The following is a 25874-nucleotide window of genomic DNA, read 5'->3' on the forward strand; positions in this document are numbered from 1 at the left end:
GGCCGATGCCCGGGCGTGCTAGCCAGCCGGAAGGGCGGTAGTTCGCGCCCTCAGTTGGCCACGTTTGTGGTGGCGGCCAGTCCGGCGACCACGTCCTTGTGGTCGACACCGTTGCCGGTGACGATGCGCCCGTCGACCAGGACCACCGGAGGCTCGAGCGTGCCCTGCGCGATCCGGTTCTGGATCTCGGTGACGATGTCGGACGGCATGGCGCCGGCGATCGCGTCCGTGGCGGAAACAGCCCTGACTTCCGCTTCGACGCCCGTTTCCGCGATGGCCTGGTCGATCACGCGGAACGCGCGGTCCTCCAGCGGCTTGTCAGCGGGGTTGCAGCAGCTGTTGGTCACCACGACGACGTCGACTCCTGAACCTGGTTTCTTGTCGGCGGGAGCCTCGTCCTCCGGGATGATGGTGACGCCGCCACCGCAGCAGCCACCACCGTCCGACTGCCCGCGGCCGAAGAGGCGTCCGAGAAGGCCTTTCGATGCCATGGTCTTCATCCTCCGTTCCTTGATCGTTGGTCTCAGGCGATGAGCGGGATCATCAGGCCGCCGGTGATCGCGACCGTGAGGATCGACCCCACGAAGGCCGCGACCAGTGGTGGCTTGAAGATTCCGGTGAGCATGCTGACTTCGGGCAGGCTGGCGCCGGCTCCGCCGATGAGGAGGGCGAAGATCGGGCCCAGTCCCATCCCGGCGGAGGAGAGCGCGAGACCGACGGGCAGTGCCGATTCCATCCGGATGTACAAGGGGATGCCGATCAGGGCGGCGATCGGTACTGCCAGTGCCACACCCGGGCCTGCCACGGTCGTGAGGAAGGTTTGGGGCACGGCGCCGTAGATGACCGCTCCGACGCTGATGCCGATGACCATTGGCAGGATCATCGGTCGGAAAGCCGAGGTCGTCTGGCGCCACGCCGGCCCAGCCTCGGCGCGCAGTCCCGCCCACGGGGTGTCAGGGTTCCAGCTGCCCTGCACTCGCACCTTCTTGACGTAGCGCTCAAGGCCGAGACGTTCCCACGCGAGCGAAATGAGCACGGTGAGGATGAAGGTGACGATGCCGTAGCCGATCATGATCTTCCAGCCGAAGAGCAGGCCGACGATCCCGAGGATGATCGGGTCCAGCAAGGGGGACGAGATCAGGAACGCCGTGCAGGCGGAGAAAGGCGTGCCGGCCCGCACGAGTCCCACGAGAACGGGGATGGTCGAGCAGGAGCAGAACGGGGTGATCGCACCGAGTACGACGCCCTTCAGCGGAGCGACGATGCGTCCGCCTCCGAGCCATGCCTGGAGGCGCTTGTCGCCCACTCGCCTGTTGATCAACGTTGCGACGAACCCGACGATCAGGAACAGCGCCACCAGCTCGACGAAGAGTGCGCCGAAGATGAAGAGCGTCTCGCTCCAGCTATGCATCGCCGCCTCCTGTGCGTGGGGCTCGAGCTGTTCGTCGGCGGTCACTGGATCGCTCCGCTGGCGGCGAGAGCGGGACGAGCAGGGCACGTGACATGCTGATACTCATATCAATAGTAAATACTGTTGTCAATCACGCAAGTGATTGCCGACGGTGGCGACTGCTCGAAGCGGGTGACTCTTCGCCTTCAGGGCACGAGGTCGAGTCAGTCGATGGCCAGAGCGCGCTTCATGAGGCACGTGGGGGCGCTGGGCGGGGTCCTCGCCCCGCCCAGAGCCGCGCGATGCCTCCGTGGAGTGGTCAGCCCGCCGGGGCGATCTCGATCTCGTGCGCCCCGGCTTCCGCGGCGACGGCGGCCAGAAGCCGGGCGCCTTCCTCGCGCACCGCCGCACTGTCCTCATCGGACAGGGGCTTGAAGGGCTGGACGGTGAGGACCGCGGTGCCGTCCTTCTGCTCCACGCTCCAGGTGCCGCCGACGTAGCCGTCGACCAGGACGGTGGCCCGGCAGCTGTCGTCCGTGTCGAACACCTTGCCGGCGTCGTCATCGGTGATGATCCGGTGGCGGTCGGCGTGCGACAGCAGGAGGTTGTCGGACTCGGGGAGGAAGCGCACCGGGGCCGGCGCCTCCGCGCCGGGACGAGGTGCGTTCGGCAGGTCGAACAACTCCTTGCCGCGCTCGTCGCGGAAGGTCTTCAGCTGGGGCCTCAACCGTTCGAAGACCTCCTTCAGGCCCTTGATGCCGGACCAGTACTCGGCGTCCCGGATCGCGGCGGGGCCGAACACGGAGAGGTAGCGAAGAACGATCTTGTCCGGTTCGGCGTACTCGTCGACCGGGCGGCCGAACCACGCCTCGACGGTGCTGTTCGCGGCGACCTCACCCGCGTTGCCCGCGGGAACCTGGACAAGCGGTAGCAAGTGTTCTGCTGCCTGTGCCAGCGCTTCGGTGTCGTGCTGCGGCCAGCGCTCGGCGAGAGCCTTGCCGAGTTGCTCGTGGGTGAGCGGCTTTTCGGCGAGGTGGGTCTTCGCGGCTGTGACGAGCTCCGCGAGGTCGACTCCCTCCAGGGCGTCTCCGTGCTTGCTCTGGAGCCGGTCCTCGAGCAGGGGCTGGACCCAGGGGCGCAGCGCCATGACGTCGGCAGCGCTGGTCAGGTGCTTGGCCCCGCGCATCTGCCGACTCGTACCTGCCTCTCGCTCGTTGATCAGTTCGGCGAGAGCGCTGAAGCGGAAGTCCTCGAGGCGGCTCCACAGGCCGATGTAGGGCGAGTCGGGGTTCTCGGCGTTGAGGCCGACCAGGTGCTCGAGCACGTTGGTGAGGCGCAGCTTGCGGCGGTCGAGCAGGAGTTGCCGGGCGAGCAGGGCGCGGTTGAGTTCGCGCATGCTGAGCGACCCGCCGTCGCCGGTCGTGTTGGCCTCGCCCTTGACGACGTAGACCTCCCACGGCTCCTTTCCTGGGCCGTACACCCACACTCGGTCCATCGACGCGTAGCAGCACGCGACCTCTTCTTCGGTGGTGGTCTCGAGTCCTTCGTCTGCCAGGCGCTTGGTCGCGCCGTCCACCTGCTCGGTGGAGTCCACCTCCACGCCGAGGTGATCGAAGACCGTCGCTCGGTCGGGCTCGCCCTCCAAAAGCACGAGCTTCAGTGGGGGCTCGGCGACGGCGAAGTTGGCGTAGCCCGGCCGGAGCTTGGTCGGCTTGGTGTTGAACAGCTTTGAGTAGAAGTCGATCGAAGCTTCAAGGTCCGAGACCTTGAGGGCTAGCTGGACACGCGCCATCGGAGCCTCCCTCAGTGCGAACTGATCGCCAGGAGCGTCACGCATACCGCCGCTACTGTCAATAGTGAATCCTGTTGACAATGGGGTTTGCTGGACGGTGACCTGCGGGCGATGTCAGAGGCGAGGATGTGTGCGTTAGGTGTGCGCCGGTATCGGGTCCGGTGGTGGCGCCTTATGTACCTGCTGCCTTTCTGTGGAAGTCCTGCTCACTCCGGGCTCTCGACGGAGCGGCGCCGTTCGAGGAGGACGGTGTCCCGCCAGATCCCGCGGTGCTTGGCGATCCGTTCGCGAAAGCCCACGGTGCGGAAGCCGGCGGAGTGGTGCAGGGCGAGGCTCGCTCGGTTCTCCGGGAAGATCGAGGTCTGCAGCGTCCACAGGCCGTCGGTGTCCGCAGCGGTGACCTGCTTGTGCAGCAGGGCCTTGCCGACGCCGCGTTCGCGGAAGGCATCGCCCACGTATACGGAGGTCTCGGCGACTCCGGCGTAGCAGGTCCGGTTCGACACCTGGCTGGCGGCAGCCCATCCGGCGATCTCGCCTTCGAGCTCGGCAACCCAGCGGTGGCCGGGTAGCCACTTTGATTCCAGGGCCCGGCGGGTCGGCACCTCGGTCTCGAAGGTGGCGTTTCCGGTGGCGATGCCTTCGGCGTAGATCCGTCGAACGGCTGACCAGTCGCCTGCCTCGAGTGGTCGGACGGTGACATCGCACGCAAGATTGTCCGGACAGCAGGGGCGTGGTGCCAGTACGCCCATGACGGCGTCGGCGGCGTGGGGGAGTCCGGTGCAGCAAGCGGGGTTGATCGAGACCCGGGTCGTCGTCCCCTGCTTGTTCAGTGCTACGAAACCCACCTCGGCGAGCTTGCGCACGTGGTGTGAACAGGTCGACTGGCTAATGCCCAGCTGCTCGGTCAGCTCGCCGACCGACTTGGATCCGGCGACCGCCACCGCCTGCAGGAGTCGGACACGGGTGGGCTCGGCCAGGCATGCGAACCACTCGGCGTAGGTGGCCGCGTCCTCGGCGGGCAGCAACTCGGCTTCGCGGGCTGTCGAGGTCATGCGACCAGTATCGACACCAATCGATGGTTGCGTCAATCGACATGCGTCGATACATTCAAGGCAGTTTCATCGAAGTTCATCGATGCAAAGGGGAGAGTCGTGAACGAGTTGCCGGTCGTGGTGGTCGGCGCAGGCCCCGTCGGGCTCGCCGCCGCCGCGCATGTCCTTGAGCGCGGCCTTCAGCCGCTGGTCCTGGAGGCCGGCTTCGAAGCCGGTGCCGCGGTCCGGGAGTGGAACCACGTGCGGCTGTTCTCCCCGTGGGCGGAGCTCGTTGATCCCGCGGCGGTCCGGTTGCTGGCACAGCACGGATGGCAGGCGCCGGACCCGGTGCGGTATCCGACCGGGTCCGACTGGGCACGGGAGTACCTGCAGCCCCTCGCGGTGGCATTGGGCGAGAGGGTGCGTTTCGGTGCGCGAGTGGTCGGCGTGGCTCGGAGGGGCCGGGACCGGGTCGTCGATACGGGCCGCGGTAGCGAACCGCTGACCGTGCACGTCGCCACGGTGGAAGGGGAGGAGCGGATCACCGCGCAAGCAGTGATCGATGCTTCCGGAACCTGGGGCAGCCCGAACCCGTTGGGTGGGGACGGGCTTCCGGCGGTGGGGGAGCGCGCAGCAAGCGATCGCGTGGCTTATCGCGTGCCCGACCTGAACGCGCCGCAGCAGCGCGACCGGTATGCGGGCACGCGGATCGCGATAGCCGGGAGTGGGCACTCGGCGTTGACCGCGTTGGTGGCCTTCGCGGGGCTGGCTGAGAAGCATCCGGGCACGGAGGTCGTGTGGCTGCTACGCCGCGGCACCGCGGGTGTCTTCGGCGGTGGTGAGGCCGACCAGTTGCCGGCTCGGGGGGCGCTGGGGCAGCGTGCCGCGCAGGCCGCGGAAGCCGGATACGTGCGCACGATGACGGGGTTCCGCACCGCAGCGGTGCACGAGGACGGCGACGGCCGCCTGGTGCTGACATCGTTCGAAGGGCACAAGACCGAGCCCGTGGACGAAGTTGTTGTCCTTACGGGCTTTCGCCCTGACCTGAGCTGGCTGTCGGAGGTACGCCTGGAGCTCGACCCGGTCCTGCAGGCTCCAACCGCGCTGGCGCCGTTGATCGACCCGAACGTGCATTCGTGCGGCACTGTGTATCCCCACGGAGCCAAGGAGCTGGCCCAGCCGGAGAGCGGTGTGTTCCTGGTGGGGATGAAGAGCTACGGCCGTGCGCCGACGTTCCTGGCGATGACCGGCTACGAGCAGGCCCGAAGCGTGGTCGCCGCGATCGCCGGAGACACCGAAGCAGCCGAACGGGTCGAACTCACGCTTCCGGAGACCGGGGTCTGCGGTGGAGCCGGGCTCTTCGACGGACCAGACGACGACCAGGGCGGTGGCTGTTGCTCCGCGCCGCAGCAGCAGTTCGTCGAATTGGTCGCCCCACCCGTCGGGAAGCGCTGACCTCGCGACATGCAAAGCCCGGAAGCACGACCGACCGACGTCGCCGCGCCGCCCGGCAGTGACGCTCGGCGGCGTCGGGCCCTGATCGCCCTGTGCGTCACCGAGATCACCAGTTGGGGCGTGCTCTACTACGCCTTTCCCGTGCTCGCTCCCTCGATCACGAGGCAGACGGGTTGGTCGCTTCCCGCGGTGACGTGGGCGTTCTCCGTCAGCCAGATCGTCTCCGGCCTGGCGGGTATCGCCGTGGGGCGCTGGCTCGACCGCCGCGGTCCTCGGGCGGTGATGACGGCGGGTTCGGTCCTGGCTGTGCCTGCGCTGGTCGGCATCGCTTTTGCCCCGACCTATGAGCTGTTCATGGCGGCATGGGCGATAGCCGGCCTGTCGATGGCCGCGACCTTCTACCCACCCGCGTTCGCCGCGCTGACTCGCTGGTACGGGCCGGATCGTGTCCGCGCCCTCACCGTGCTCACCCTCGTGGCCGGACTCGCCAGCACGGTCTTCGCCCCGCTCACGGCTGTCCTGAATGAGCGCCTGGACTGGCGCGGTACCTACGTCGTCCTGGCCGTGCTCGTCGGTGCGATCACAATCCCGCTGCACGCGGGGCTCACCCTGCCGTGGCCGGAGCACGATCAGATCGAACACACCGCGGCCAACGGCAATGCTGCGGCCATCGCGAGAAGTCGCCCGTTCCTGGCGCTGTTGCTGGCGATGTCCTGCGGTGGTTTCGGGGTCTATGCGGTCGTGATCAACCAGGTGCCGCTGCTGACGGAGCGGGGGTTCGATTCCCAGCTCGCCGCGTGGGCGCTGGGGCTCGGCGGGGTCGGGCAGGTCCTGGGACGTCTCGGGTACGGGCAGATGGCGCGGCGTACCAGTGCGCGGAGCCGTACCGCGCTGATCTTCCTCGCCTGCGCCGTGGCCACGGTTCTGTTCGGGCTGGTGCCGGGGCCGTTCATGCTGCTGGCCGCGGCGGCGATGCTCGTGGGTATGACACGCGGAATCTTCACGTTGTTGCAGGCGACCGCGATCAGCGACCGCTGGGGTACCGCGGCTTACGGGCGCCTGAGCGGTCTGCTGTCGGCTCCGCTCATGCTTGCCATCGCCCTCGCGCCGTGGGGCGGGGCGGCGATCGCCGCGGCGATGGGGGGATACCCCGCATTGTTTGTCCTGCTCGGTTGCATGGCGATCTTCGGTGCGGTGCTCGCGTTGGCGACCCAGCCGGCAACCGCGTCGAAACCATGAGCGACTACACGGCTGCCTCGTCGCTCTCGAACTGCTCCAGGATCTCGGCGACCGCCGACTTCGCGGTCCGGGCTGCCCCGACCAGGGTGGCTGAGGCCCAGCCGGTCCAGTCTCCGTAGCCCAGCAGGTGCAGTCGGGGCTCCTGGACGCTGCGCGCTCCATCGGTCGGCACCACACCGTCCTCGGTACGCAGTTGCAGGGGTGCCAGGTGTCGCAGCGCGGGGCGGAACCCTGTGCACCAGATGATCGCGTCGCAGGCGAGTCCGTGGCCATCGTCCCAGGCGACGCCGTGTTCGGTGAGCCGGTCGAACATGGGCTCGGCGTGCAGCACTCCACGTTCACGGGCATCGAGGACGCTGGGAACCATCACGATGTCACCCAGACTGCGTGTGCCCCCGGTGTCGGGCACCCCGGCCCGCCGGGCGGTTTCGCGCTGGGTGGCCACGTCGAACAGGACCCGGCCGTCGACGTCGTCGGGCATGAACCGCGGTGGCCGCCTGGTCACCCAGGTCGTCTCCGCGACGGTGGAGACCTCGGCGAGGATCTGGGCCGCGGAGTTGCCACCACCGACGACGACCACGCGCTGACCGGAGAACTCCTTCGGCGAGCGGTAGGAGTCGGTGTGCAGCTGACGACCAGAGAACGCGCTTTGCCCGGGATACGAGGGGACATGGGGCGCGTCCCAGGTGCCCGTCGCGCTGATGACGATCCCGGCCCGCCACAACTCCTGGTCGGTCTGCACCGCGAGCCAGGCGCCGACGTCATGCACCCCTTCCACCCGCACGGGACGCCGCACCGGCAGTTGGTAGCGCTTCTCGTAGTCGGCGAGGTAGCCCACGACGTGATCTCCGGTGGGGAACTCCTCGCCGGGCTGGCGGGGCATCCACCAGCCCGGGAGGGGGCTGTACTCGGCGGGCGAGAACAACCGCAAGGAGTCCCAGTAGTGGCGCCAGGCCCCGCCGGGTTCGGGCTGGTCATCGAGGATGACGAAGTCCAGCTTCGCGCGGCGGAGGAAGTAACCGGCTGCGAGCCCAGCCTGTCCGCCACCGATCACCACCACGTCTCGGACGTCGGCCAACACTGCCTCCTGACTTGCGTCGCTCCCGCACATCCAACCAGGAGTGCGACGAGGCTCCCCTCACACCGCGGCGGGGAAGCCGCCGTCGAGCTTGCGTTCTTATATCGATGGATGTCAAGTTAGACGCATGCCGAAACAAGAGCTGCCGATCGTCTCGTGCCACGAGGCCGAACCCTGCGCGACCGCCGTGCTGCGCGAACCGCTGACCGCCGAGCAGTCTGCGGAACTGGCCAAGGTGTTCAAGGCGATCGGCGAGCCCGTGCGGCTGCGGTTGCTGTCGCTGATCGCTTCCCACGCCGGCGGTGAGGCCTGCGTGTGCGACCTGACCGACGCCTTCGAGCTGTCCGGCCCGACGATCTCGCACCACCTCAAGGTGCTGCGCGAGGCCGGGATCATCGAGGGCGAGCGGCGCGGGACGTGGATCTACTACCGCGTCCGCCCCGAGACCCTGCGGCTGCTGTCGGACTCGCTGGCCCCCGCGGCGGATGCGGTGGTGACCGCATGAGCCAGAACACCGACAACGCCGTGGTCGCCAAACTGTCCACGCTCGATCGCTTCCTGCCGGTGTGGATCGGTGCGGCGATGGTGGTCGGCCTGCTGGCCGGCCGCTGGATTCCCGGCCTCGGCCCGGTGCTGGACACCGTGCAGATCGACGGGGTCTCGCTGCCGATCGCGCTCGGGCTGCTGGTGATGATGTACCCGGTGCTGGCCAAGGTCCGCTACGACCGGCTCGACACCGTCACCGGCGACAAGCGCCTCATGGTCTCGTCGCTCGTGCTGAACTGGGTCCTCGGTCCGGCGCTGATGTTCGTCCTGGCCTGGGTCTTCCTGCCCGACCTGCCCGAGTACCGCACCGGTCTGATCATCGTCGGCCTGGCGCGCTGCATCGCGATGGTCATCATCTGGAACGACCTGGCCTGCGGCGACCGCGAAGCCGCGGCCGTGCTCGTCGCGCTGAACTCGGTGTTCCAGGTCATCGCCTTCGCCGGCCTGGGCTGGTTCTACCTCTCGGTTCTGCCGGGCTGGCTCGGCTTGCCCGCCGTGGGCCTCGAAGTCTCGGCGGCCGAGATCGCCAAGAACGTGCTGATCTTCCTCGGCATCCCGCTGGTGGCCGGTTACCTCACCCGCAAGCTGGGTGAGAAGGCCAAGGGACGTGACTGGTACGAATCCCGGTTCCTGCCCAGGATCGGACCGGTCGCGCTCTACGGGCTGCTGTTCACCATCGTGATCCTGTTCGCGCTGCAGGGCGATGCCATCACCTCCAACCCCCTCGACGTGGCCCGGATCGCGCTACCGCTGCTGATCTACTTCGCCGTCATGTGGGCCGGATCGTTCGCCCTGGGCAAGGCGATCGGGCTGAACTACGAACGCTCGGCGACGCTGTCGTTCACCGCCGCGGGCAACAACTTCGAACTCGCCATCGCCGTGGCCATCGCCACCTTCGGCGTCACCAGCGGCCAAGCCCTCGCCGGAGTCGTCGGCCCCCTCATCGAGGTCCCCGTCCTCGTCGGCCTGGTCTACGTCTCCCTGGCCGCCCGCCGCTGGTTCGCCCCCACCTCCACCACGCCGAAGGCTCACCATGCCCGGACCACCACCTAGCCACCACCACGACGCCGAGGAATACCGGCCGGCCGATGCCCAGGTCGCCGCACTCCTCCACCACGCCGCGACCGACCTGCGCTCCCAGTTCCGCGGCGTGTTCGCCGAAGAGACCATCCACGCCGTGCTCGCCGAGACCTACCGGGAACTCGCCGCGACGGCTCGTGTGCACACCCTGCTGACCACCCTGGCCACCCGCTACGCCCGTGAGCGGCTGGCCGACATCGCCAAGAACCGAGGAGCCCTCGTGTCCTCCACCCCCGAAGTCCTGTTCGTCTGCGTGCACAACGCCGGCCGCTCGCAGATGGCCGCCGCGCTGCTGCACCACCACGCCCAGGGCAGGGTCACCGTCCGCTCCGCCGGCTCCGCCCCCGCCGACACGGTGAACCCTGCCGTGGTCGACGTGATGAACGAGTTCGGGCTCGACCTGTCCCAGGAGTTCCCGAAGAAGCTGAGCTTCGACGCCGTCGAAGCCGCCGATGTCGTGATCACCATGGGCTGCGGCGACGCCTGCCCCGTCTTCCCCGGCAAGCGCTACCTCGACTGGGAACTTGACGACCCCGCAGGCAAAACCGTCGACGAGGTCCGCCCGATCCGCGACGACATTGACCGCCGCGTCCGCGCCCTGCTGGTCGAACTCGTGCCGGAGACAACCCAGTGAGCGACGTCCGCAACGTGATCATCGTGGGCTCTGGCCCGGCCGGTTACACCGCTGCGGTGTACGCGGCTCGGGCGGAGCTCGAACCACTGGTCTTCGAGGGCACCCAGTTCGGCGGTGCGCTGATGACGACCACCGAGGTGGAGAACTACCCGGGCTTCCGCGAGGGCATCCAGGGCCCCGACCTGATGGAGCAGATGCGGTCGCAGGCCGAGCGCTTCGGTGCCGAGCTGCGCGCGGAGGACGTCGAGTCGCTGGAGCTGTCGGGCGAGATCAAGACCGTCCACGCCAACGGCCAGACCTACCGCGCCCGCGCCGTCATCCTCGCCATGGGTGCCGCCGCTCGCTACGTCGGGGTGCCGGGTGAGGAGCGCCTGCTCGGCCGCGGTGTCTCGGCGTGTGCGACCTGTGACGGGTTCTTCTTCCGCGAGCACGACATCGCCGTGGTCGGCGGGGGCGACTCGGCGATGGAGGAAGCGACCTTCCTGACCCGCTTCGCCCGCTCGGTGACCATCATCCACCGGCGCGAGGAGTTCCGGGCCTCCCGGATCATGCTGGAGCGCGCACGGGCCAACGACAAGATCAAGTGGATCACCAACACCGTCGTCGACGAGGTCCTCGGCGACGGCTCGGTGTCCGGGCTCAAGCTGCGCGACACGGTGACCGGCGAGACCTCGGAGCTCGGCGTGACCGGCATGTTCGTCGCCATCGGCCACGACCCGCGCAGCGCGCTGGTCCGCGACCAGATCGACGTCGACGACGAGGGGTACGTGCTCGTCCAGCAGCCCAGCACCCACACCAAGCTGCCCGGTGTCTTCGCGGCAGGCGACCTGGTCGACAAGACCTACCGGCAGGCCGTCACCGCCGCGGGCTCCGGCTGCGCGGCGGCCATCGACGCCGAGCGGTGGCTGGCCGAGCAGGAGGCCGTCCCGACCGCCGAGATCGCCTCGGAGTTCGTCGGCGGCGGCTACGCGGGGCAAGAGCTACGACTGAAGTGATCAGTCCATACCGGGGCGAGAGGCCAGTCCAACTCAGAACCGGATAGCCCCGCACGATGGGTGACGCGGCGCTCAGCGGTAGTGCGACCTCGGCCGACCAACCACGGAGCTGGTTGAGCGAGCGTGCAATGCCGCCGGATACGCACGACGAGTGCGTATCCGGCGGCATTTCGACTCTGCGCTGCAGTGCCGTCCTGCGGGGAAGTCGCCCATCCAACTTCTCAACAGTGTATCCTGTTTATAGTTACGTTCACTGTTCGAGTGAGGAGTCGGCCCGTGGTCAAGCAGGATGAGGCCTCTGCTGAGAAGTTGCCAGTGGTCGTGATCGGCGCCGGCCCGGTGGGTCTGGCTGCTGCCGCTCACTTGGCGCGGCATGGCTTGCGGTTCGTGGTGCTCGAGGCGGGCGCGGGTGCGGGCGCGGCGGTGTCGGAGTGGAGTCATGTGCGGTTGTTCAGCCCGTGGCGCTACAACACCGACGCAGAGGCGCGGCGTCTGCTGGAAGCCACCGGGTGGAGCTTGCCTGACGCTGACCACCTGCCCAGTGGTGCCGAGCTGGTTGACGGCTATCTTCGGCCGCTGGCGTCTCACCCGGTGTTGGAACCGCACATCCGCTACGGCAGCCGGGTGGTGGCGCTGTCGCGGGACGGCTTCGACCGGGTGCGGACTGCCGGACGTCAGGCAGCGCCTTTCGTGGTGCGTCTTGCCGACGGCGACGAGTTGCTCGCCCGAGCCGTGATCGATGCGTCCGGTACCTGGCAGACCCCGAACGTGCTGGGCGTGAACGGACTTGCCGCGCGCGGCGAGACCGAGATGGGGGAGTTCGTCGAGCCCTCACTGCCGGATGTCCTCGGTGCCGATCGAGACCGCCTCGCCGGCAAGCACATCCTCGTGGTCGGCGCCGGGCACTCAGCGGCGAACACGCTGCTTTCGCTTGCTGAGCTCGTGCGGGCGGAACCGGAAACCACGGTGACATGGGCAGTGCGAGGGGCCAGCCCAGACCGTGCGTTCGGTGGCGGTGATGCTGATGCGCTTCCTGGACGTGGCGCGCTTGGCAGCAGCCTGAAGGCGCTGGTCGACTCGGGGAGCGTCCAGCTGCTCGCCGGCTTCGGCGTGCGAGGGCTGGAACTCACCGATGACAAGCGGGTCGAGGTGAGCGGCAACGGTGCGGGCGGAGAACAGAAGATCACTGTGGACCGCATCGTCGCAGCGACCGGATTCCGTCCCGACCACTCGATCGCCGATGAGTTGCGTCTGGAACTGGATCCGGCGCTGGGATGCACGCGGGAGCTAGCGCCGCTGATCGACCCGAACCTGCACTCCTGCGGTTCGGTGCGTCCGCACGGTGTCGACGAGCTCTCCCACCCCGAGCCCAACTACTTCGCGGTCGGCATGAAGTCCTACGGCCGCGCGCCCACGTTCCTCATGGCCACCGGGTACGAACAGGTCCGCTCCATCGCCGCCGCGCTGGCCGGTGACTGGGAGGCCGCCCGCGATGTCCAGCTCGAGCTGCCTGAGACCGGCGTGTGTTCGGCGACGACCGGGGCGCGGGCCATCGCCACCGACGTCGCCGCCCGTCTCGGCCTTTCTGCCGACATCCCCGCGAAGCTGATCTCGGCCACGGTCGGCCACATCTCGACCACGCCGGATCTGCGGTCCGCGGTGCACGCAGCGGCGGCGGACCTCGGTATCCGCCCGGAGGCAGCCCTGGAGCTCGCAGCTCTGGTCTCCGATGAGTTGGAAGCCATGATGAGTGGCTCCGGCGACGGATCCTCCGCGGAGTGCGAGCATGCCGATGGAGCCGGTGTTACAAGCTCCTGCTAGCCGAGCTGCCCGCAAGCAAGTGGTCGCTTTGGCTCGGTCCCCCCAAGCGGGCCAGGCGTTCCACTGGAAGGCGCCCCGCGAACCTGCTGCAGGTACGCGGGGCGTCGTGTGTCCGCCGACGGCAACGTCGTTACGACCGGGACAGCCTCGTACTAGCCTCTACCCAGGTATGGGGCGACCGTGTGGCGGAATCCGCACCGGCCGCTCGCCGGAATGGAGCAAACGAGCTGAAGCGCCGCCGCAGGCGCTATGGGAGGCAGCCGACTCGAAGGCCGACGGTTCGCTGGGACAGCTGCTCGGCTACCACTACCTGTGGAACTTCATGCCGCGACTGTGGGGGACCGAGGAGCAGCGGGACCGGTGGGAACCGCTCTCGGCTGAGAACCGCTGGTTCTGGGGTGCGGCGGTGAACCCGCGCGATGCGGACCTCGTGGTCCGCGATGTCGGTGACGAGCTGGTTTTCAGCGGCCGCAAGTTCTTCTCCACCGGCGGCCGGGTCAGCGACGTGGTCGTCCTGGAAGGCGTGGTCGTCGACGAGACCGGTCAGCCCACCGAGAAGCGCGTGTTCGGGCTCGTGCGTTCCGACGACCCGGGTCTGGTGCGCAACGACGACTGGGACAACATGGGCCAGCGGCTGACCGAAAGCGGCAGCGTTGAGGTCAACGATGTCCGGGTGCCGTGGCGCGATGCCCTGGGCTACACCGACAAAGTGCAGGTGGTGCCGGCCTACGCGACGATCACCACGCCGATCCACCAGTTGGTGTTCGTCAACATGTACCTCGGTATCGCGCAGGGTGCGCTGGCTGCGGCGAAGCGCTACACGAACGAGCGCACGCGCCCGTGGGCGCTCGCCGAGGGCGTGGAGTCGGCCAACCGCGATCCCTACATCCTGAGCACGTATGGGGAGCTGAGCGCGTCGTTGCAGGCGACAGAGGCGTTCGTGGATCGCGCCGTCGAGGAGATGCAGGGCGCGCACGACGCGCCGGAACTGATCGATGCCGAGCAGCGCGGAAAGCTGGAGGTGCTCGTCGCTGCGGCCAAGATCCAGGCGAGCAAGGTCGCGCTCGGCGTGACCAGCCGGGCTTTCGAAGTCATGGGAGCGCGGGCGACCGCTTCCTCGCTCGGCTTCGACCGGTACTGGCGCGACGTGCGGACTCACACGCTCCACGACCCGATCGCGTACAAGCTGCGCGAGGTCGGCGACTTCGAGCTCAACGGCCGACTGCCCGAGCCGGGCTGGTACTCCTGATCTCACGTCGGCGAACAGGTCGATTCATGCCGGATCAAAAACCAGTTCGCGCATGACGCGCTCATGCGATGGGCGTGCCTGCCGCTGTGCACCCGGTCGGATGCATGTCGCGGAGTGCGCCGCGCCGGGACCACTGTAGACAGATGTGAGGTTCGTTGATCTTCTGCGAGGATTCTGCCAAAAAGACGTGACGAAGGTGCGCCTGGCCGTCGACGTGAGTCTCGAGATCGAGGACTGCGCCGATGACACCACCGACGAGGAAGTCCTGCGGTGCGCCGAATTCCTGCGCTCCGCGGAGCTGGAAGTGCACGGCCGGGACGACGCGGCCACCGCGACTCTGCGCGTAACCGCCGACGGCGGGACCACCGAGCTCGAACTCACCCCGGTAGCGGTCCGCGGCGGCTTCAGGTTCGGGGTACGCCACGTGGGAGGAACGCCGCACCCCGAGCTGCGTGCGATGGAAGAGCACCTGAACAGCGGAAGCCTGCTGCGCGTGCTGTACGGGTCGGGACACGCCTTCAACGGGCGGACGTTGTTTCGCCGCAACATCGGCACAGCGCCGTTCACGAACATCGAGTTCGGCGACTTCAACGGGTACTCGATCAGCGAGGAGAAGCCCACCGGATCGAACGACCAGCAGATCCACCGAAACATCGCGGAACCCGGTGACACCTCGCTGTTCGCCTGGGTCGTCGACCAGTGCCGGTCCGGGTGGCTGCTGTGCGATGACGGCAACGGCGAGGTCGCCGACTTCCTGCACCTGACCGCCGGCGGGCAGCTCACCGCGATCCACGTGAAGGCGTCGGCTTCCATGAGTGCGGGTCGTCAGATCTCGCTGGTCCCGTTCGAGCAGTTGGCCAGCCAGGCAATGAAGAACAAGGGAATGATGGAGCGGGAGCCGCTGGCCGATCGGCTGCGCGAGCGGCTGGGTGAACAGGGCAGGCCCTGGTCGGCGACGTGGCATGACGGCGTGCGAGCGTCGGCGGCGGATTTCGTGGACGCGCTCGATCGGCACCGGCACGACACCCGCACTCACGTCAGGCTCGTCCAACCGCACCTGTCCGAGACCGCGCACCGGCGCGCGAAGGGGCACATCGTCGCGCACCGGCGAACCGTGCAGGCGTACCGGCTGCGCCTGCTCGACGAGCTCCTCAACGACACTCGGCAATCGATCATCAGCAACTGCCACGACCTGACCGTCGTCGGCTGCCGCTGACCCCGGAAGCGGGCGTGAACGCCTCATCCGCCGCACTGGCTTTGGCCGTCGAGGCGTTCACCTGATGTCCCCTCGCGCTGGGACCGTCGTCACGTCGAACTTCCGAGCACACCCGGTACCACCTGACCGGCTCACCCGCCGACGCAGTTGACCGCACACGGGGACTGGTGGGCTCAAGCCCGCCCACCTTGCGCAACCGCAACCAGCGCGGCTGGCTGAACACGGAAGTGGGGAACCCGGAGCCGCGCTGCGTCCGTGATAGCGGGTCAGCGGCGTACGCGACCGCCGAAGCGTCCCCGGCGCGCACTACCGACTCAAAGGCTGCTCGCGCGTGCCAAGCTGCCGAAGCGGTCTGACCGCCCGCAGTTTGGCTGCGGCGTCGGCGGACGCACGGGAGAGCTGGTGGCTGAGGCGCTCGAAGGGCGGTCGTTGGGCAGCTTTCGTAGGCGCATATTGGCGGTCAGGCGATTTCAGCGTTGACAGCAGTGTTCATGCCGTCCCTTCTTCTGGTCAGTGTGCTGTCATAGGTCGATGGTGCCGTGTTGGGTGGGGTAGGAGTATGGGTCGTCTTCATAGCCGACCTGCACCTGAGGTACCGCCTGACAGGCCCAGCACCGCAGGCTCGAACAGGGTGGGGGTTTTGGTTCAGGTCCGTCCTCGGGCACAAGGTCGATTCACCCGTTCGCCGGGTGAATTTTCATTTGGGCGGCTCGTCCAGCGGGATCGTAGTGAAATTGCAGTTCAACGGCCTGGTAGAGGTTCCCCAGCCGGTTCGGTTTTGCGCGGCGCTGTTCCTCCGCAGGGCGGGTTCGTTCGATACGTCAGCGATATCCGTTCGCTCCTACGATGGAGGGTATGCGTGTGCTGGTAGTCGAGGATGAGCTCTACATGGCCGAGGCCATCCGCGATGGATTGCGTCTGGAGGCGATCGCGGCCGACATCGCCGGGGACGGTGACACCGCTCTGGAGATGCTCAGCATCAACGCCTACGACATCGCCGTCCTCGACCGCGACATCCCTGGGCCCTCCGGCGACGAGGTTGCCGAACGCATCGTCGCTTCGGGCAGCGGAATGCCGATCCTGATGCTCACCGCTGCGGACCGGCTGGACGACAAGGCTTCCGGGTTCGAGCTCGGCGCTGATGACTACCTCACCAAGCCGTTCGAGCTGCGAGAGCTCGTGCTCCGTCTCAGAGCCCTCGACCGCAGGCGTGCCCACAGCAGGCCGCCCGTGCAGGAGCTTGCCGGCCTGCGGCTGGATCCGTTCCGCCGCGAGGTCTACCGGGACGGTCGGTACGTCGCGCTGACCCGGAAGCAGTTCGCGGTGCTCGAAGTCCTCGTGGCCGCCGAAGGCGGTGTCATCAGCACCGAGGAGCTCCTGGAACGGGCTTGGGATGAGAATGCCGACCCGTTCACCAACGCCGTGCGCATCACTGTATCCGCACTGCGCAAGCGGCTCGGCGAACCCTGGCTGATCGCCACTGTGCCCGGCGTCGGTTACCGCATCGACACGGGAACCGACGCCGAGGGCGGGGGAGGCGAGCGTGGATAGGGCGTCTGGGCTGAGCGTTCGTCTCAAGCTCACCTTCAGTTATGCCGGCTTCCTCCTGCTCGCCGGTGCTGTGCTGCTCGGGGCTTTTGCGGTGTTCTTGGGCGACTACCGGGAGAGGGCGCAGGACGCTGGCGAGGTTGTGATCGCGCCTTCGGGCACCGAGCTGCTGCGTGACTTCGCGCCGGCGGCCATCGCCGCGATTGTGTTCCTCCTGGTGTTCGGTTTCGTCGGAGGGTGGATTCTCGCTGGGCGGATGCTGGCCCCGTTGACCCGCATCACCGATGCCACGCGCACGGCTGCGAGGGGGTCGCTCTCTCACCGGATCGAGTTGGAGGGGCGCCAGGACGAGTTCCGAGAGCTCGCTGATGCCTTCGACGGCATGCTCGCACGGCTCGAAGCACATGTCGCCGAACAGCAGCGCTTCGCAGCGAACGCTTCTCACGAGCTGCGTACTCCACTTGCGATCACGCAGACCCTGCTCGACGTCGCTCGCAACGATCCTAGCCGGGAAAGCAGCGAGCTCGACGAACGCCTCCGCGTCGTCAACGCCCGAGCGATCGACCTCACCGAAGCCTTGCTCATGCTGAGCCGCACTGACCAGCGCTCCTTCGCCCGAGATGACGTTGACTTGTCTCTCATCGCGGAAGAAGCCACCGAAACACTCATCCCTCTTGCCGAGAAGCATGACGTTGTCATTGAAACCTCCGGGGACATCACCCCGACCGTCGGGTCCCATGCGCTCCTGCTGCAGTTGACCACGAACCTCCTGCACAACGCGATCGTCCACAACCTGCCCGAACACGGCACCGTTCAGGTCAGCACCGCTGTCGGCCCCGAGGCCGCCGTGCTTACGGTCGAGAACACCGGTGACAAGCTCGGTCCGCACGTGGTCTCCACCCTCACCGAGCCGTTCCAGCGCGGCACCGAGCGCATCCGCAGCGACCATGTAGGTGCCGGTCTCGGTCTGGCGATCGCCAAGAGCATCACCCGAGCGCACGACGGAACGCTCTCGCTCAGCCCGCGCGCCGACGGCGGGCTCTGCGTCACGGTACGACTACCCGCGACAGGCCGGCAGGTCCCGTAGGAAGCGGGACGAGATTCGGGCTTGGCCGGTGTACCCGCGTCGCTCGTAGAATCTGTGCGCGTCCGGTCGTCGATCACTGCTGGTGACCTCCATTCGAACGCATCCGCGGTCGGCGGCGAAGGACTCGGCGGTCTCGACGAGCCGGGAGCCGACGCCGTCTCCGCGTGCTCGGTCGGAGACGACCAGTGCGGTGATTCGGCCCCAGGCGCCTTCGCGTTCGAAGAACGGGCAGACGTGGACGGCGATGACGCCGAGTGACTCGTCGTCGGTTTCGGCGATGTAGGCCGCACTGGCCGGGTCGTCGAACCAGGCATGGAGCCGAGCGGCTGTCGCTGGCCGATCATCCTGGGGATAACCCAGCTGGCAGAGCAGTTCGTCGACGGCTTCGGCGTCAACGCTGCGCGCTGGTCGTATTCGCATGGTTCGCTCCAAGCTTCGTTCGCCGCGGTGCCGCTCTGATCAGGATTCCTCGGTTTGCGTGAAACCGCTCGAATACGTGCAGGGGTAGCGATGCGGAGTCTGAGTTGTGGGAGTAGCCCGACGGGTTGTGGAACCGCACCACCCCGTCCTCGACCGCATAGACAAGCACGAGGTGGCCTCCTCGTTGCGGCGCGTGGGTGTCGGGGTCGCGAATCTCGGGAGATACCGAGGCGATCATGACCTGCCCAGGGCGCACCTCTCGGCTGGACACGTGAATCGGCGTGTGCTCGACCAGTACGCAGTGGAATCCGAACTGTGAGCTGACCCAGGCCATGAACGGCCGGTAGATTAGTCCTCCGACCTTGCCGGAGGACTCCACCACGTAGCAGTCCCGCTCGAGTGCCAGCGCGAGAAGTTCGCCCATCGTCAGCCGGACGTCGGTCCAGCCGTGGAGCAGCGACTGCAGACACGCCAAACCGCAGACCTTGCGGGACCAGAACAGGTACTCCTCGCTTGAGCGGTATCCGTCGGAGGCCCAGTCGTGCAGCCGCGAGGGATCGGTGCGCGGCAAGAAGACCTCCAGCCCCGATCGGTCGGTGCGCCGCATGACGACCTCGTCGTTGCGTTCCAAGCACCCCCATTGCGAGACGCACCGGAGATTCCGTTCAGGTGATGGGAAAGTCGAAGTAGTCATCGGGATGAGGCTCGTTCCTGAGTGTGTAGTGCCACCATTCGCGGTCGTACCGATCGAATCCGCAGTCCTCCATGACGGAACGGAGATGCTCGCGGTTTCGGGCCTCGGTTGGCGTGATTCCTCGGGCTCGATGATGTGAGACGGGGTCCATGAGGTCGTGGCCGCCACCCATGGGAGCCAGCTCGTCGGTGGCGAGGTGGTAGAGCGTCAGGTCGACCGCGCTACCCCTGCTGTGGCCCGACTTCGCGGCCACGTATCCGTGCTCGACCATCTCGGCCCGATCGATGTTCGGGTAGTGCCGCAGTTTGGTCCGGCCATCTTCCGGCTGTTCGGACCAGCGGAGGAAGCCGTCGACCGCGCGTTGCGGGCGATACCCGTCCCAGAGGAGCAGTCCGAAGCCGAGGGACGCTGCCTTCTCGCGCGCTTGCTCCAGGGCCGCGCACAGGGACCGGGTGCCGACGATGCGATTCGCGAGGTAGCCGTCCACCGGTTTGCCGGTGAAGTTGTCCCAGGTGGCGTACTTGGCATCCCAGCGGACGCCCGGCACCTGATCGTCGACGTAGACGAAGTCGTCATTCATCGCGTCTTCCCGTCCAACGTCGTCGAGATGAGCCGGTCGATCAGATCGGACAGCGGCACCCCTGCGGCGGCCATCATCCGCGGGTAGCGGCTGTAGGACGTCATGCCAGGCATGGTGTTGACCTCGTTGAGGATCACCCGCCCGTCGTTGGTGAGGAACATGTCGACACGGGCGAGTCCCTCGCAGCCCAGGGCCCGGTAGATGGTCTTGGCGGTCTCCTGGACGAGCTGGCGCGATTCGTCGGAGATGTCGGCGGGAACGATGAAGGTCGAGTTCTCCGATCCGGTCTCAGGGGAGACCTCCTGGTGGATCCTGAAGAATCCGTGCGAGAGGTCGACCCGGTCCACCGCGCCCGTGACCAGGCCGGACAGGTCACCGAGGACCGCACAACCGATCTCGTTGCCGGACACGGCTTCCTCGATCAGGACCTTCGAGTCGTACTGCCGCGCCGCACTCAGTGCGCTCGGCAATTCGTCAGCTCCGGTGACCTTGCTGACGCCGAACGAGGAGCCCGAACGGGCGGGCTTCACGAAGACGGGATACCGAAGGCGGTCGGGGCCGACCTCTTCGTTCTCCTCGACCACCAAGAACACCGGGGTGGCGATTCCCGCGCTCTTGGCGACGGTGTAGGCCAAGGCCTTGTCCATGCACGCGGCCGAGGCCTGAATGCCGCAGCCGACGTAGGGGATGCCGGAGAGCTCCAACAAGCCCTGGATCGCGCCGTCCTCCCCGAGCCTGCCGTGAAGCATCGGTAGGACGACGTCGAGGCGAACCGTCTCGTAGCCTTCCTCCCCCGTGAGCAGCAGGCCGTGCAAGCTCCGGTCAGGTGACAGGGTGACCGGACGAGCGCTGGCGTTATCCCAATCCGCGTCGGGGCCGTCGCAGAGCCTCCAGTCGCCGCCGGTCGTGATGCCGATCCAGAGCGGCTCGTACTTCTCGGTGTCGAGGTTCCTCGCCACCTCTCGCGCCGACTTGACCGAAACGGGATGCTCCTCGCAAGCGCCTCCGAAGATGACTGCGACCTTCAACCTGCTCATGCTGTTCTCCCGTTCTCGAAGTTCAGGCAGTTGATGAGGCTGTTCTCGACGATGTCCCTCAGGGCGTGCTCCGTGTAGTAGGCGGAGTGCGGACTGATCAGCACGTTCGGCAGGCGCTGCAGCCGCACCAGGGCCTCGTTCTCGAGATGCCTGTTTCGGCAGTCGGCGTAGAAGATCCCTTCCTCGCCTTCGAGGACGTCCAGCGCCGCACCGCCCAACCTGCCGCTCTCCAACGCCGACAGGAGGGCCTCGGTGTCGAGCAGCGGTCCGCGCCCCGTGTTGACGATGTACGCGCCGGTTTTCATCCGCTCGATGCGGTGGCGATCGAGGAGATGGTGCGTGTCCGCGGTGAGCGGGGTGTGGAGCGTGACGATGTCGCTCTGCTCGATCAGTTCGTCCAGAGGTGCGTGGTCAGCGCTCGCGTGGGACGGCCTGTCGTGGGCCAGCACGCGGCACCCGAAGCCTCGCAGCCGGTCGATCACTGCTGTGCCGATGCGCCCCGTTCCGACCACGCCCACGGTCAGGTCGCGCAGTTCCTTGCCGCGGGTCTCACTCAGTCGGTAGTCGTGAGAATCGGTGCGACGGACAGTGGATTTCGCGTGGCGCACGGCCATCAGCATCAACATCAACGTGTAGTCGGCCACGCTGTCCGGTGAGTAAGCGACGTTACCCACCGAGATGCCGACGCGCTCGGCGTACTCCAGGTCGATGTGGTCGTAGCCGATGCTTCTGGTTGAGATGTATTCCACACCGGCCTCGCTGAGCGCCAGAAGCGCGGAGTTGGTGACCCGAGTCTTGTGGCTCACGCTGATACATCGGCTGCCGCGCACCAGTTCGGCATTGGTTTCATCGACGGCCTCCTCGACGATCGTTGGCGATGCACCGAGGCGAGCCCCCATCTCGCGGAACACGGCGGCTTCGTCCGGACTGCACCCGAAGACCGTGGGCGAAGGGCACGGCTCGGCCATCGCTCGGGCGCGACGGTCCGCGGTCGCTCCGCTGTGGATCAAACCCAGTTCGCTGGCCATGCCTCAAGTCAAGACAGCGCGGTGTTGCCAGCACGTATGAGATTTTCGATATGCGGACGATATGCCGCACCGGCGCTTCGGCCGTCGCGATCTTCGTGTCTGTTCAGTGGTTGCGGTCAGGTGGTGAATCCGTCGAGGACGATCTTCAGGCAGTCCCTGGTGAGTTCTTCTGCTGTGTAGGCGTCGTCCGGGTGGCGCCATTTGATGGAGAGCGAGGCCGCGTCTCGGATGAAGCGGTGGAAGACCTTGGTGGGGATGTCTTCGCGGAAGACTCCGGCTCGCTTGCCGTCCTCGATCGTTTCCAGCCAGATCTGCTGGGCCTCGTCGGCCAGCTTCTTGGCGTCCCGGTAGCCGGGATCGTCGCGAAGGTTGGCCAGTTCGGTCTGGTAGACGATGGTGGCGTGCGGGCTTTCCTCCACGGTGCGCAGCGATACCTCCACGATGGCGCGCAGTCCCGCGCGCGGGTCGAGGCTGCGGAGTGCGACCTCGTCGTAGCCCGCCTTCAGCTGCTCCAGGTACGTGGTGACGACTTCGCGCACGATGGCGATCTTCGACGGGAAGTAGTGGCACAGCGCGCCGGACTGGACTCCGACCCGGGCGGCGATCTGGCGCACGGTGGTCGAGGCGACGCCCTTGCTGGCGAACAACTCGGCGGAGGCGTGCAGGATGTCGGTGGGGGCCGTGTCGCAGCGGGGCGGTCACGCTGCTGCGGACCGCGGAGAAGACCGGTCTGGCCACGGCGCTGTCGGCGGCGTTATCGCCGTGGCGTAAGCCGTTGGCCACGCATGATCCGGGCAAGATCGTGCTCGATCTCGCCATGGCGATCGCGCTGGGTGGGGACTGTCTGGCCGATATCGGCCTGCTGCGGGCCGAGCCGGGTGTGTTTGGGCAGGTGGCCTCGGATTCGACCGTGTCCCGGCTGCTGTCCATGCTGGCCGGCGACGCGGTCAGGGCGGTGGCGGCCATTCGGGTCGCGCGGGCCGCGGCCCGCGCTGTGGCGTGGGAACGCGCCGGTGACCGCGCACCCGATCACGGGGATCAGCGCCGATCATCCGCTCGTCATTGACCTGGATGCCACGCTGGTGACGGCGCACTCGGCCAAGGAACGTGCCGCACCGAACTTCAACAACACCGCGGCCGACCACCAGCAGGTGCTGGCGGCGGCGTTGGCGCAGTTGCCGTTCCAGCCGGGGTATCGGGTCGGCCAGAAAGTGTTGGTGCGCACCGATTCCAGCGGCGGGACCCACGCCTTCCTGCGGTACTGCCAGAACCGGCGGCTGCAGTATTCGGTCGGGTTCACCCTCACCGAGACCACCGCTGCCGCGGTCGAGAAGATCCCTGAGCATGTGTGGACGCCCGCTTACGACGCCGACGGCAAGGTCCGGGACGGGGCGTGGGTGGCCGAGCTGACCGGTTTGATCGATCTCACCGCCTGGCCGCCCGGGATGCGCGTCATCGTACGCCGAACGCCCGCACCCCGGCGCGCAACTGCGGTTCACCGACCGCAACGGACTGCGGCTGACCGCGTTCGCCACCAACACCACCCGCGGGCCAACTCCCGGATCTCGAGCTGCGGCACCGCCGCCGCGCCCGCTGCGAGGACCGGATTCGTGCCGCGAAGGACACCGGGCTGCGCAACCTGCCCCTGCACGGCTTCGACGCCAACCGGATCTGGATCGAGATCGTCTGTCTCGCCACAGAACTCACCACCTGGCTGAAACTGCTCGCCCTGCACGACCAGCCCGCACGCCGCTGGGAACCCGAACGCCTGCGCCTGCGGCTGTTCTCCGCCGCAGCCCGGCTGTCCCGCCACGCCCGACGAACCCGGCTCCGCTTCGCCGCGCACTGGCCCTGGACCAGCTTGGTCACCACCGCACTGACCCGACTACACCCCGACTGACCAGCCCAAACCCACCCCAACAACCAGCGAAAGGACACTCACCGGGCCCGTGGAACCCCGGCAGCCAACCCGCTGAACGGGCCACCAACCAGACCCACCGACCAGAAAACACCGTCGAAAACCCAATCCGAAACCGATCAGGCCAGCACAACAGCCACGCGAAACATCCGGGCCAGTGCAATCGATTGACATAGGTCGAGGGCAACGTGCAGATCTGGGGCATCCCCGGGCCCCAGCAGGAGGTCGTCGTCGCCTCGGAACGCGCCATTGTCGTCGTCGAGGAGATCGTCGACCGCTCGGTCGTCCGCGCCGACCCCAACCGGACCGTCATCCCCGGCTTCGCAGTCGACGCGATCGTGGCGCGTCCCCGTGGGGACCACCCGTCATACATGCAGGGCTATTACGACCGCGACAACGACTTCTACCGGGATAGGTCGGCGATAAGCAGCGCTCCGGACGCCCTGCAGCGGTGGTTGCAGGAGTGGGTCTACGACGTCCCGAACCAGGACGCCTACCTCGCCAAGCTCGGGGCCGGGCACTTCGACCCGCGGACGCCCGAGCCCACGATGTCCGGACGATTCGACTACGGGAGCGCTCCGTGAGCATGACCACGCAGAGCACCAGGACCAACGCCGCGCGTACACCACGAGCGGTGAATGGCCAGGACTACCAGGTCAAAGGTTGTCACACTTCAGCTCAAGCGGCGTGACGGAGGGACCGGAGCGGCGGCCCTGTGCGGCGGTGGCGGGCAGGGCCGCCGCGCGCGTCGTGCGGGTCCCGAAGAGGTGAGCGGGCATCCGGCGGTGGGGAACGGTGGGGGACCCTTTCACACCGGGCAACCTGGCCGAGGGCCGAAGCCCCAGCTACAACCTGTTGCGCGCCGCAGGAGACCTGGCCTCGGCTTTTCACACCAAGGCCATCACCGGCACCATCCGAGCCCAGCTCATCCACGCTTCGGTACGCATCGCCCGGTCCGCCCGACGACTAACCACGAAGAACCGAGCGAAGATTGCTGATGGCGAGCCGAAGATCGCCGATGAAGGTGGTTCAGCCGCGAGGACTCGGGTCGGCGAGTTGCTCCACGGTTTCGGTGAAGCCCTTCCATGCCGCTTCGCTGTCCGGGGTTCGGGTGTGCGGACCGCGGAACCACACCACGAACTCGGCGAGGTCGACAAGGCTCCACCGCAGTCGGTAGAGGGCCAGGGCTGCCGCGTCCACGTCCTTGCCCGTCACCTCCGCGTACCGGGCGAACGCGGCGGGATCGTCGGAGACCACGGACAGGTCGCGTTCGGGGAGAGCCAGTCCGACGGTGTCCCAGTCGACCAGCAGGTAGCCGTCATCGGTCCGGAGCAGGTTGCCGGGGTGCGGCTCGCCGTGGGTGACGACGAGCGCCGCATCGCGTTGCCGCACGTTGTCGGCCAACCGGTCGAAGTCAGCCAGCCGGGTGCGGATCAGCTCGGCGTGCTCGGCAACCAGTTCCCGGGCCGGTTCGGCGAAGGGCCCGCCGTCCCAACTGCCGGAGAGCTCATCGAGGGCGGTTTCCAGGCTGCGGCGTCCCGACGGGTCCAGCACAGTACGTGGGGTCGACGCCGGCGCAGTGCGGGTGTGCAGCCGGGCCAGCATGTCGAGGACCTGATCTCGTTCCGTCGTGGCCAGGACCTGGCCGAATTCGCCGGACTCTCCGGCGAGGAGAGGGAAGATGCTCAGCGCGTAGCGCTCGTCCAACTCGACGAGGAGTTCGCCCCCGGTGGTGCGCACGGGAGCCACAACGAAATCCAGCCCGTCCTCGTGCAGGCATGCCGCGGTGCCCATCGCCCGGCGCAGGCCCTTCAGGGCGCTCGCCGCATTGTCGCCGCAGTGCTCCTTGTGCTCGAGATCGGAGACAGTGGCGAACCACCGTTGGCCGTCAGCGCCGGTCACATTCCAGTGATAGTCACCGAAACCGACCGGGAGGTAGGCTATCGTCGCCGCTCGAATACCGAACTCGCCCAGTCCTTGCAACAGTTTTTCGTCGTTCAAGCGCTCCGGAAGATTCTCCATGACCACAACGCTAG

The 25874-nt window shown here is 67.5% G+C and carries 24 protein-coding genes and 1 pseudogene; 13 read left to right on the top strand and 12 right to left on the bottom strand.

Features of this window, described 5'->3' with window-relative positions; genetic code table 11:
• Positions 1-50: 50 nt before the first annotated feature.
• From HUO13_RS14555 to HUO13_RS14570, 4 genes are all read right to left on the bottom strand, one after another.
• A complete protein-coding gene (locus HUO13_RS14555) occupies positions 51-350 on the bottom strand; it encodes a hypothetical protein (protein WP_211901891.1) in 300 nt (99 codons plus the stop codon).
• Between the two features lie 173 nt (positions 351-523).
• A complete protein-coding gene (locus HUO13_RS14560; protein WP_249124808.1) occupies positions 524-1456 on the bottom strand; it encodes a permease in 933 nt (310 codons plus the stop codon).
• A 253-nt stretch (positions 1457-1709) separates the two neighbouring features.
• Positions 1710-3182 (bottom strand): ArsI/CadI family heavy metal resistance metalloenzyme, encoded by a 1473-nt coding sequence (locus HUO13_RS14565; protein ID WP_211901892.1) that lies wholly within the window; start codon positions 3180-3182, stop codon positions 1710-1712.
• 206 nt (positions 3183-3388) lie between these two features.
• Entirely contained in the window at positions 3389-4234 is an 846-nt protein-coding gene (locus HUO13_RS14570) for a helix-turn-helix domain-containing GNAT family N-acetyltransferase (protein WP_211901893.1), read from the bottom strand.
• A gap of 99 nt (positions 4235-4333) precedes the next feature.
• On the opposite strand from HUO13_RS14570, the gene HUO13_RS14575 reads away from it, so the two are divergent.
• Together HUO13_RS14575 and HUO13_RS14580 are read left to right on the top strand one after the other, a co-directional pair.
• The gene (locus HUO13_RS14575; RefSeq protein ID WP_211902891.1) at positions 4334-5668 is read left to right on the top strand and encodes an NAD(P)-binding domain-containing protein; all 1335 of its coding nucleotides are present in this window, start codon (positions 4334-4336) and stop codon (positions 5666-5668) included.
• A 9-nt stretch (positions 5669-5677) separates the two neighbouring features.
• Positions 5678-6907, top strand: coding sequence for an MFS transporter (locus HUO13_RS14580; protein ID WP_211901894.1), 1230 nt, complete (start codon positions 5678-5680; stop codon positions 6905-6907).
• A gap of 4 nt (positions 6908-6911) precedes the next feature.
• Here the strand turns inward: HUO13_RS14580 and HUO13_RS14585 are convergent, their stop codons facing one another.
• Positions 6912-7985, bottom strand: a complete 1074-nt coding sequence (locus HUO13_RS14585; protein ID WP_249124810.1) for an ArsO family NAD(P)H-dependent flavin-containing monooxygenase — start codon at positions 7983-7985, stop codon at positions 6912-6914.
• 127 nt (positions 7986-8112) lie between these two features.
• Here HUO13_RS14585 and HUO13_RS14590 point away from each other — a divergent pair, with 127 nt between their 5' ends.
• The 9 genes from HUO13_RS14590 (at position 8113) to HUO13_RS14630 (ending at position 18161) form a co-directional block, all read left to right on the top strand.
• Positions 8113-8490, top strand: a complete 378-nt coding sequence (locus HUO13_RS14590; RefSeq protein WP_211901896.1) for an ArsR/SmtB family transcription factor — start codon at positions 8113-8115, stop codon at positions 8488-8490.
• Entirely contained in the window at positions 8487-9584 is a 1098-nt protein-coding gene (arsB, locus tag HUO13_RS14595; protein WP_211901897.1) for an ACR3 family arsenite efflux transporter, read from the top strand. The genes HUO13_RS14590 and arsB overlap by 4 nt, the downstream gene beginning before the upstream one ends.
• Positions 9565-10245, top strand: a complete 681-nt coding sequence (locus HUO13_RS37405) for an arsenate reductase ArsC (protein WP_249124812.1) — start codon at positions 9565-9567, stop codon at positions 10243-10245. Before arsB ends, HUO13_RS37405 begins: the two co-directional genes overlap by 20 nt.
• Positions 10242-11240 (top strand): thioredoxin-disulfide reductase, encoded by a 999-nt coding sequence (gene trxB, locus HUO13_RS14605; protein WP_211901898.1) that lies wholly within the window; start codon positions 10242-10244, stop codon positions 11238-11240. The genes HUO13_RS37405 and trxB overlap by 4 nt, the downstream gene beginning before the upstream one ends.
• Positions 11241-11516: 276 nt before the next feature.
• Positions 11517-13061 carry an FAD-dependent oxidoreductase gene (locus HUO13_RS14610; protein ID WP_249124814.1) on the top strand — a complete coding sequence of 515 codons (1545 nt, stop codon included), beginning with the start codon at positions 11517-11519 and terminating at the stop codon, positions 13059-13061.
• A gap of 169 nt (positions 13062-13230) precedes the next feature.
• On the top strand, positions 13231-14310 hold the full coding sequence (locus tag HUO13_RS14615; RefSeq protein WP_211901899.1) for an acyl-CoA dehydrogenase family protein: 1080 nt from the start codon (positions 13231-13233) through the stop codon (positions 14308-14310).
• Between the two features lie 187 nt (positions 14311-14497).
• Positions 14498-15526 carry a hypothetical protein gene (locus tag HUO13_RS14620; protein WP_211901900.1) on the top strand — a complete coding sequence of 343 codons (1029 nt, stop codon included), beginning with the start codon at positions 14498-14500 and terminating at the stop codon, positions 15524-15526.
• Positions 15527-16381: 855 nt separating this feature from the next.
• Positions 16382-17077 carry a response regulator transcription factor gene (locus HUO13_RS14625; RefSeq protein ID WP_211901901.1) on the top strand — a complete coding sequence of 232 codons (696 nt, stop codon included), beginning with the start codon at positions 16382-16384 and terminating at the stop codon, positions 17075-17077.
• Positions 17070-18161: a sensor histidine kinase gene (locus tag HUO13_RS14630; protein WP_211901902.1), complete on the top strand. Its 1092-nt coding sequence runs from the start codon at positions 17070-17072 to the stop codon at positions 18159-18161. Before HUO13_RS14625 ends, HUO13_RS14630 begins: the two co-directional genes overlap by 8 nt.
• On the opposite strand, the gene HUO13_RS14635 is transcribed toward HUO13_RS14630, so the two are convergent.
• From HUO13_RS14635 to HUO13_RS14660, 6 genes are all read right to left on the bottom strand, one after another.
• Complete coding sequence (locus HUO13_RS14635; protein ID WP_211901903.1) at positions 18132-18581, bottom strand: GNAT family N-acetyltransferase; 450 nt, start codon at positions 18579-18581, stop codon at positions 18132-18134. The two genes, HUO13_RS14630 and HUO13_RS14635, sit on opposite strands and share 30 nt — an antisense overlap.
• Positions 18553-19212: a hypothetical protein gene (locus tag HUO13_RS14640; protein ID WP_211901904.1), complete on the bottom strand. Its 660-nt coding sequence runs from the start codon at positions 19210-19212 to the stop codon at positions 18553-18555. The genes HUO13_RS14635 and HUO13_RS14640 overlap by 29 nt, the downstream gene beginning before the upstream one ends.
• Before the next feature lie 34 nt (positions 19213-19246).
• Complete coding sequence (gene vanX, locus HUO13_RS14645) at positions 19247-19855, bottom strand: D-Ala-D-Ala dipeptidase VanX (protein ID WP_211901905.1); 609 nt, start codon at positions 19853-19855, stop codon at positions 19247-19249.
• Positions 19852-20892, bottom strand: coding sequence for a D-alanine--(R)-lactate ligase (vanA, locus tag HUO13_RS14650; RefSeq protein WP_211901906.1), 1041 nt, complete (start codon positions 20890-20892; stop codon positions 19852-19854). The genes vanX and vanA overlap by 4 nt, the downstream gene beginning before the upstream one ends.
• Entirely contained in the window at positions 20889-21860 is a 972-nt protein-coding gene (vanH, locus tag HUO13_RS14655; RefSeq protein ID WP_211902894.1) for a D-lactate dehydrogenase VanH, read from the bottom strand. The genes vanA and vanH overlap by 4 nt, the downstream gene beginning before the upstream one ends.
• 176 nt (positions 21861-22036) lie before the next feature.
• Positions 22037-22588, bottom strand: coding sequence for a TetR/AcrR family transcriptional regulator (locus HUO13_RS14660; protein ID WP_349253380.1), 552 nt, complete (start codon positions 22586-22588; stop codon positions 22037-22039).
• A gap of 20 nt (positions 22589-22608) precedes the next feature.
• Between HUO13_RS14660 and HUO13_RS14665 the strand changes: the two are divergent.
• Positions 22609-23820 (top strand): annotated as a pseudogene (locus HUO13_RS14665) (IS1380 family transposase); the annotation flags it as partial.
• Positions 23821-24026: 206 nt separating this feature from the next.
• A complete protein-coding gene (locus HUO13_RS14670) occupies positions 24027-24422 on the top strand; it encodes a CoA transferase (protein ID WP_211901907.1) in 396 nt (131 codons plus the stop codon).
• A gap of 445 nt (positions 24423-24867) precedes the next feature.
• Here HUO13_RS14670 and HUO13_RS14675 read toward each other — a convergent pair whose 3' ends face one another.
• Positions 24868-25860: a phosphotransferase gene (locus HUO13_RS14675; protein WP_249124816.1), complete on the bottom strand. Its 993-nt coding sequence runs from the start codon at positions 25858-25860 to the stop codon at positions 24868-24870.
• Between the last annotated feature and the right edge of the window lie 14 nt (positions 25861-25874).

The sequence above is a fragment of the Saccharopolyspora erythraea genome (assembly GCF_018141105.1).
Lineage (GTDB): Bacteria > Actinomycetota > Actinomycetes > Mycobacteriales > Pseudonocardiaceae > Saccharopolyspora_D > Saccharopolyspora_D erythraea_A.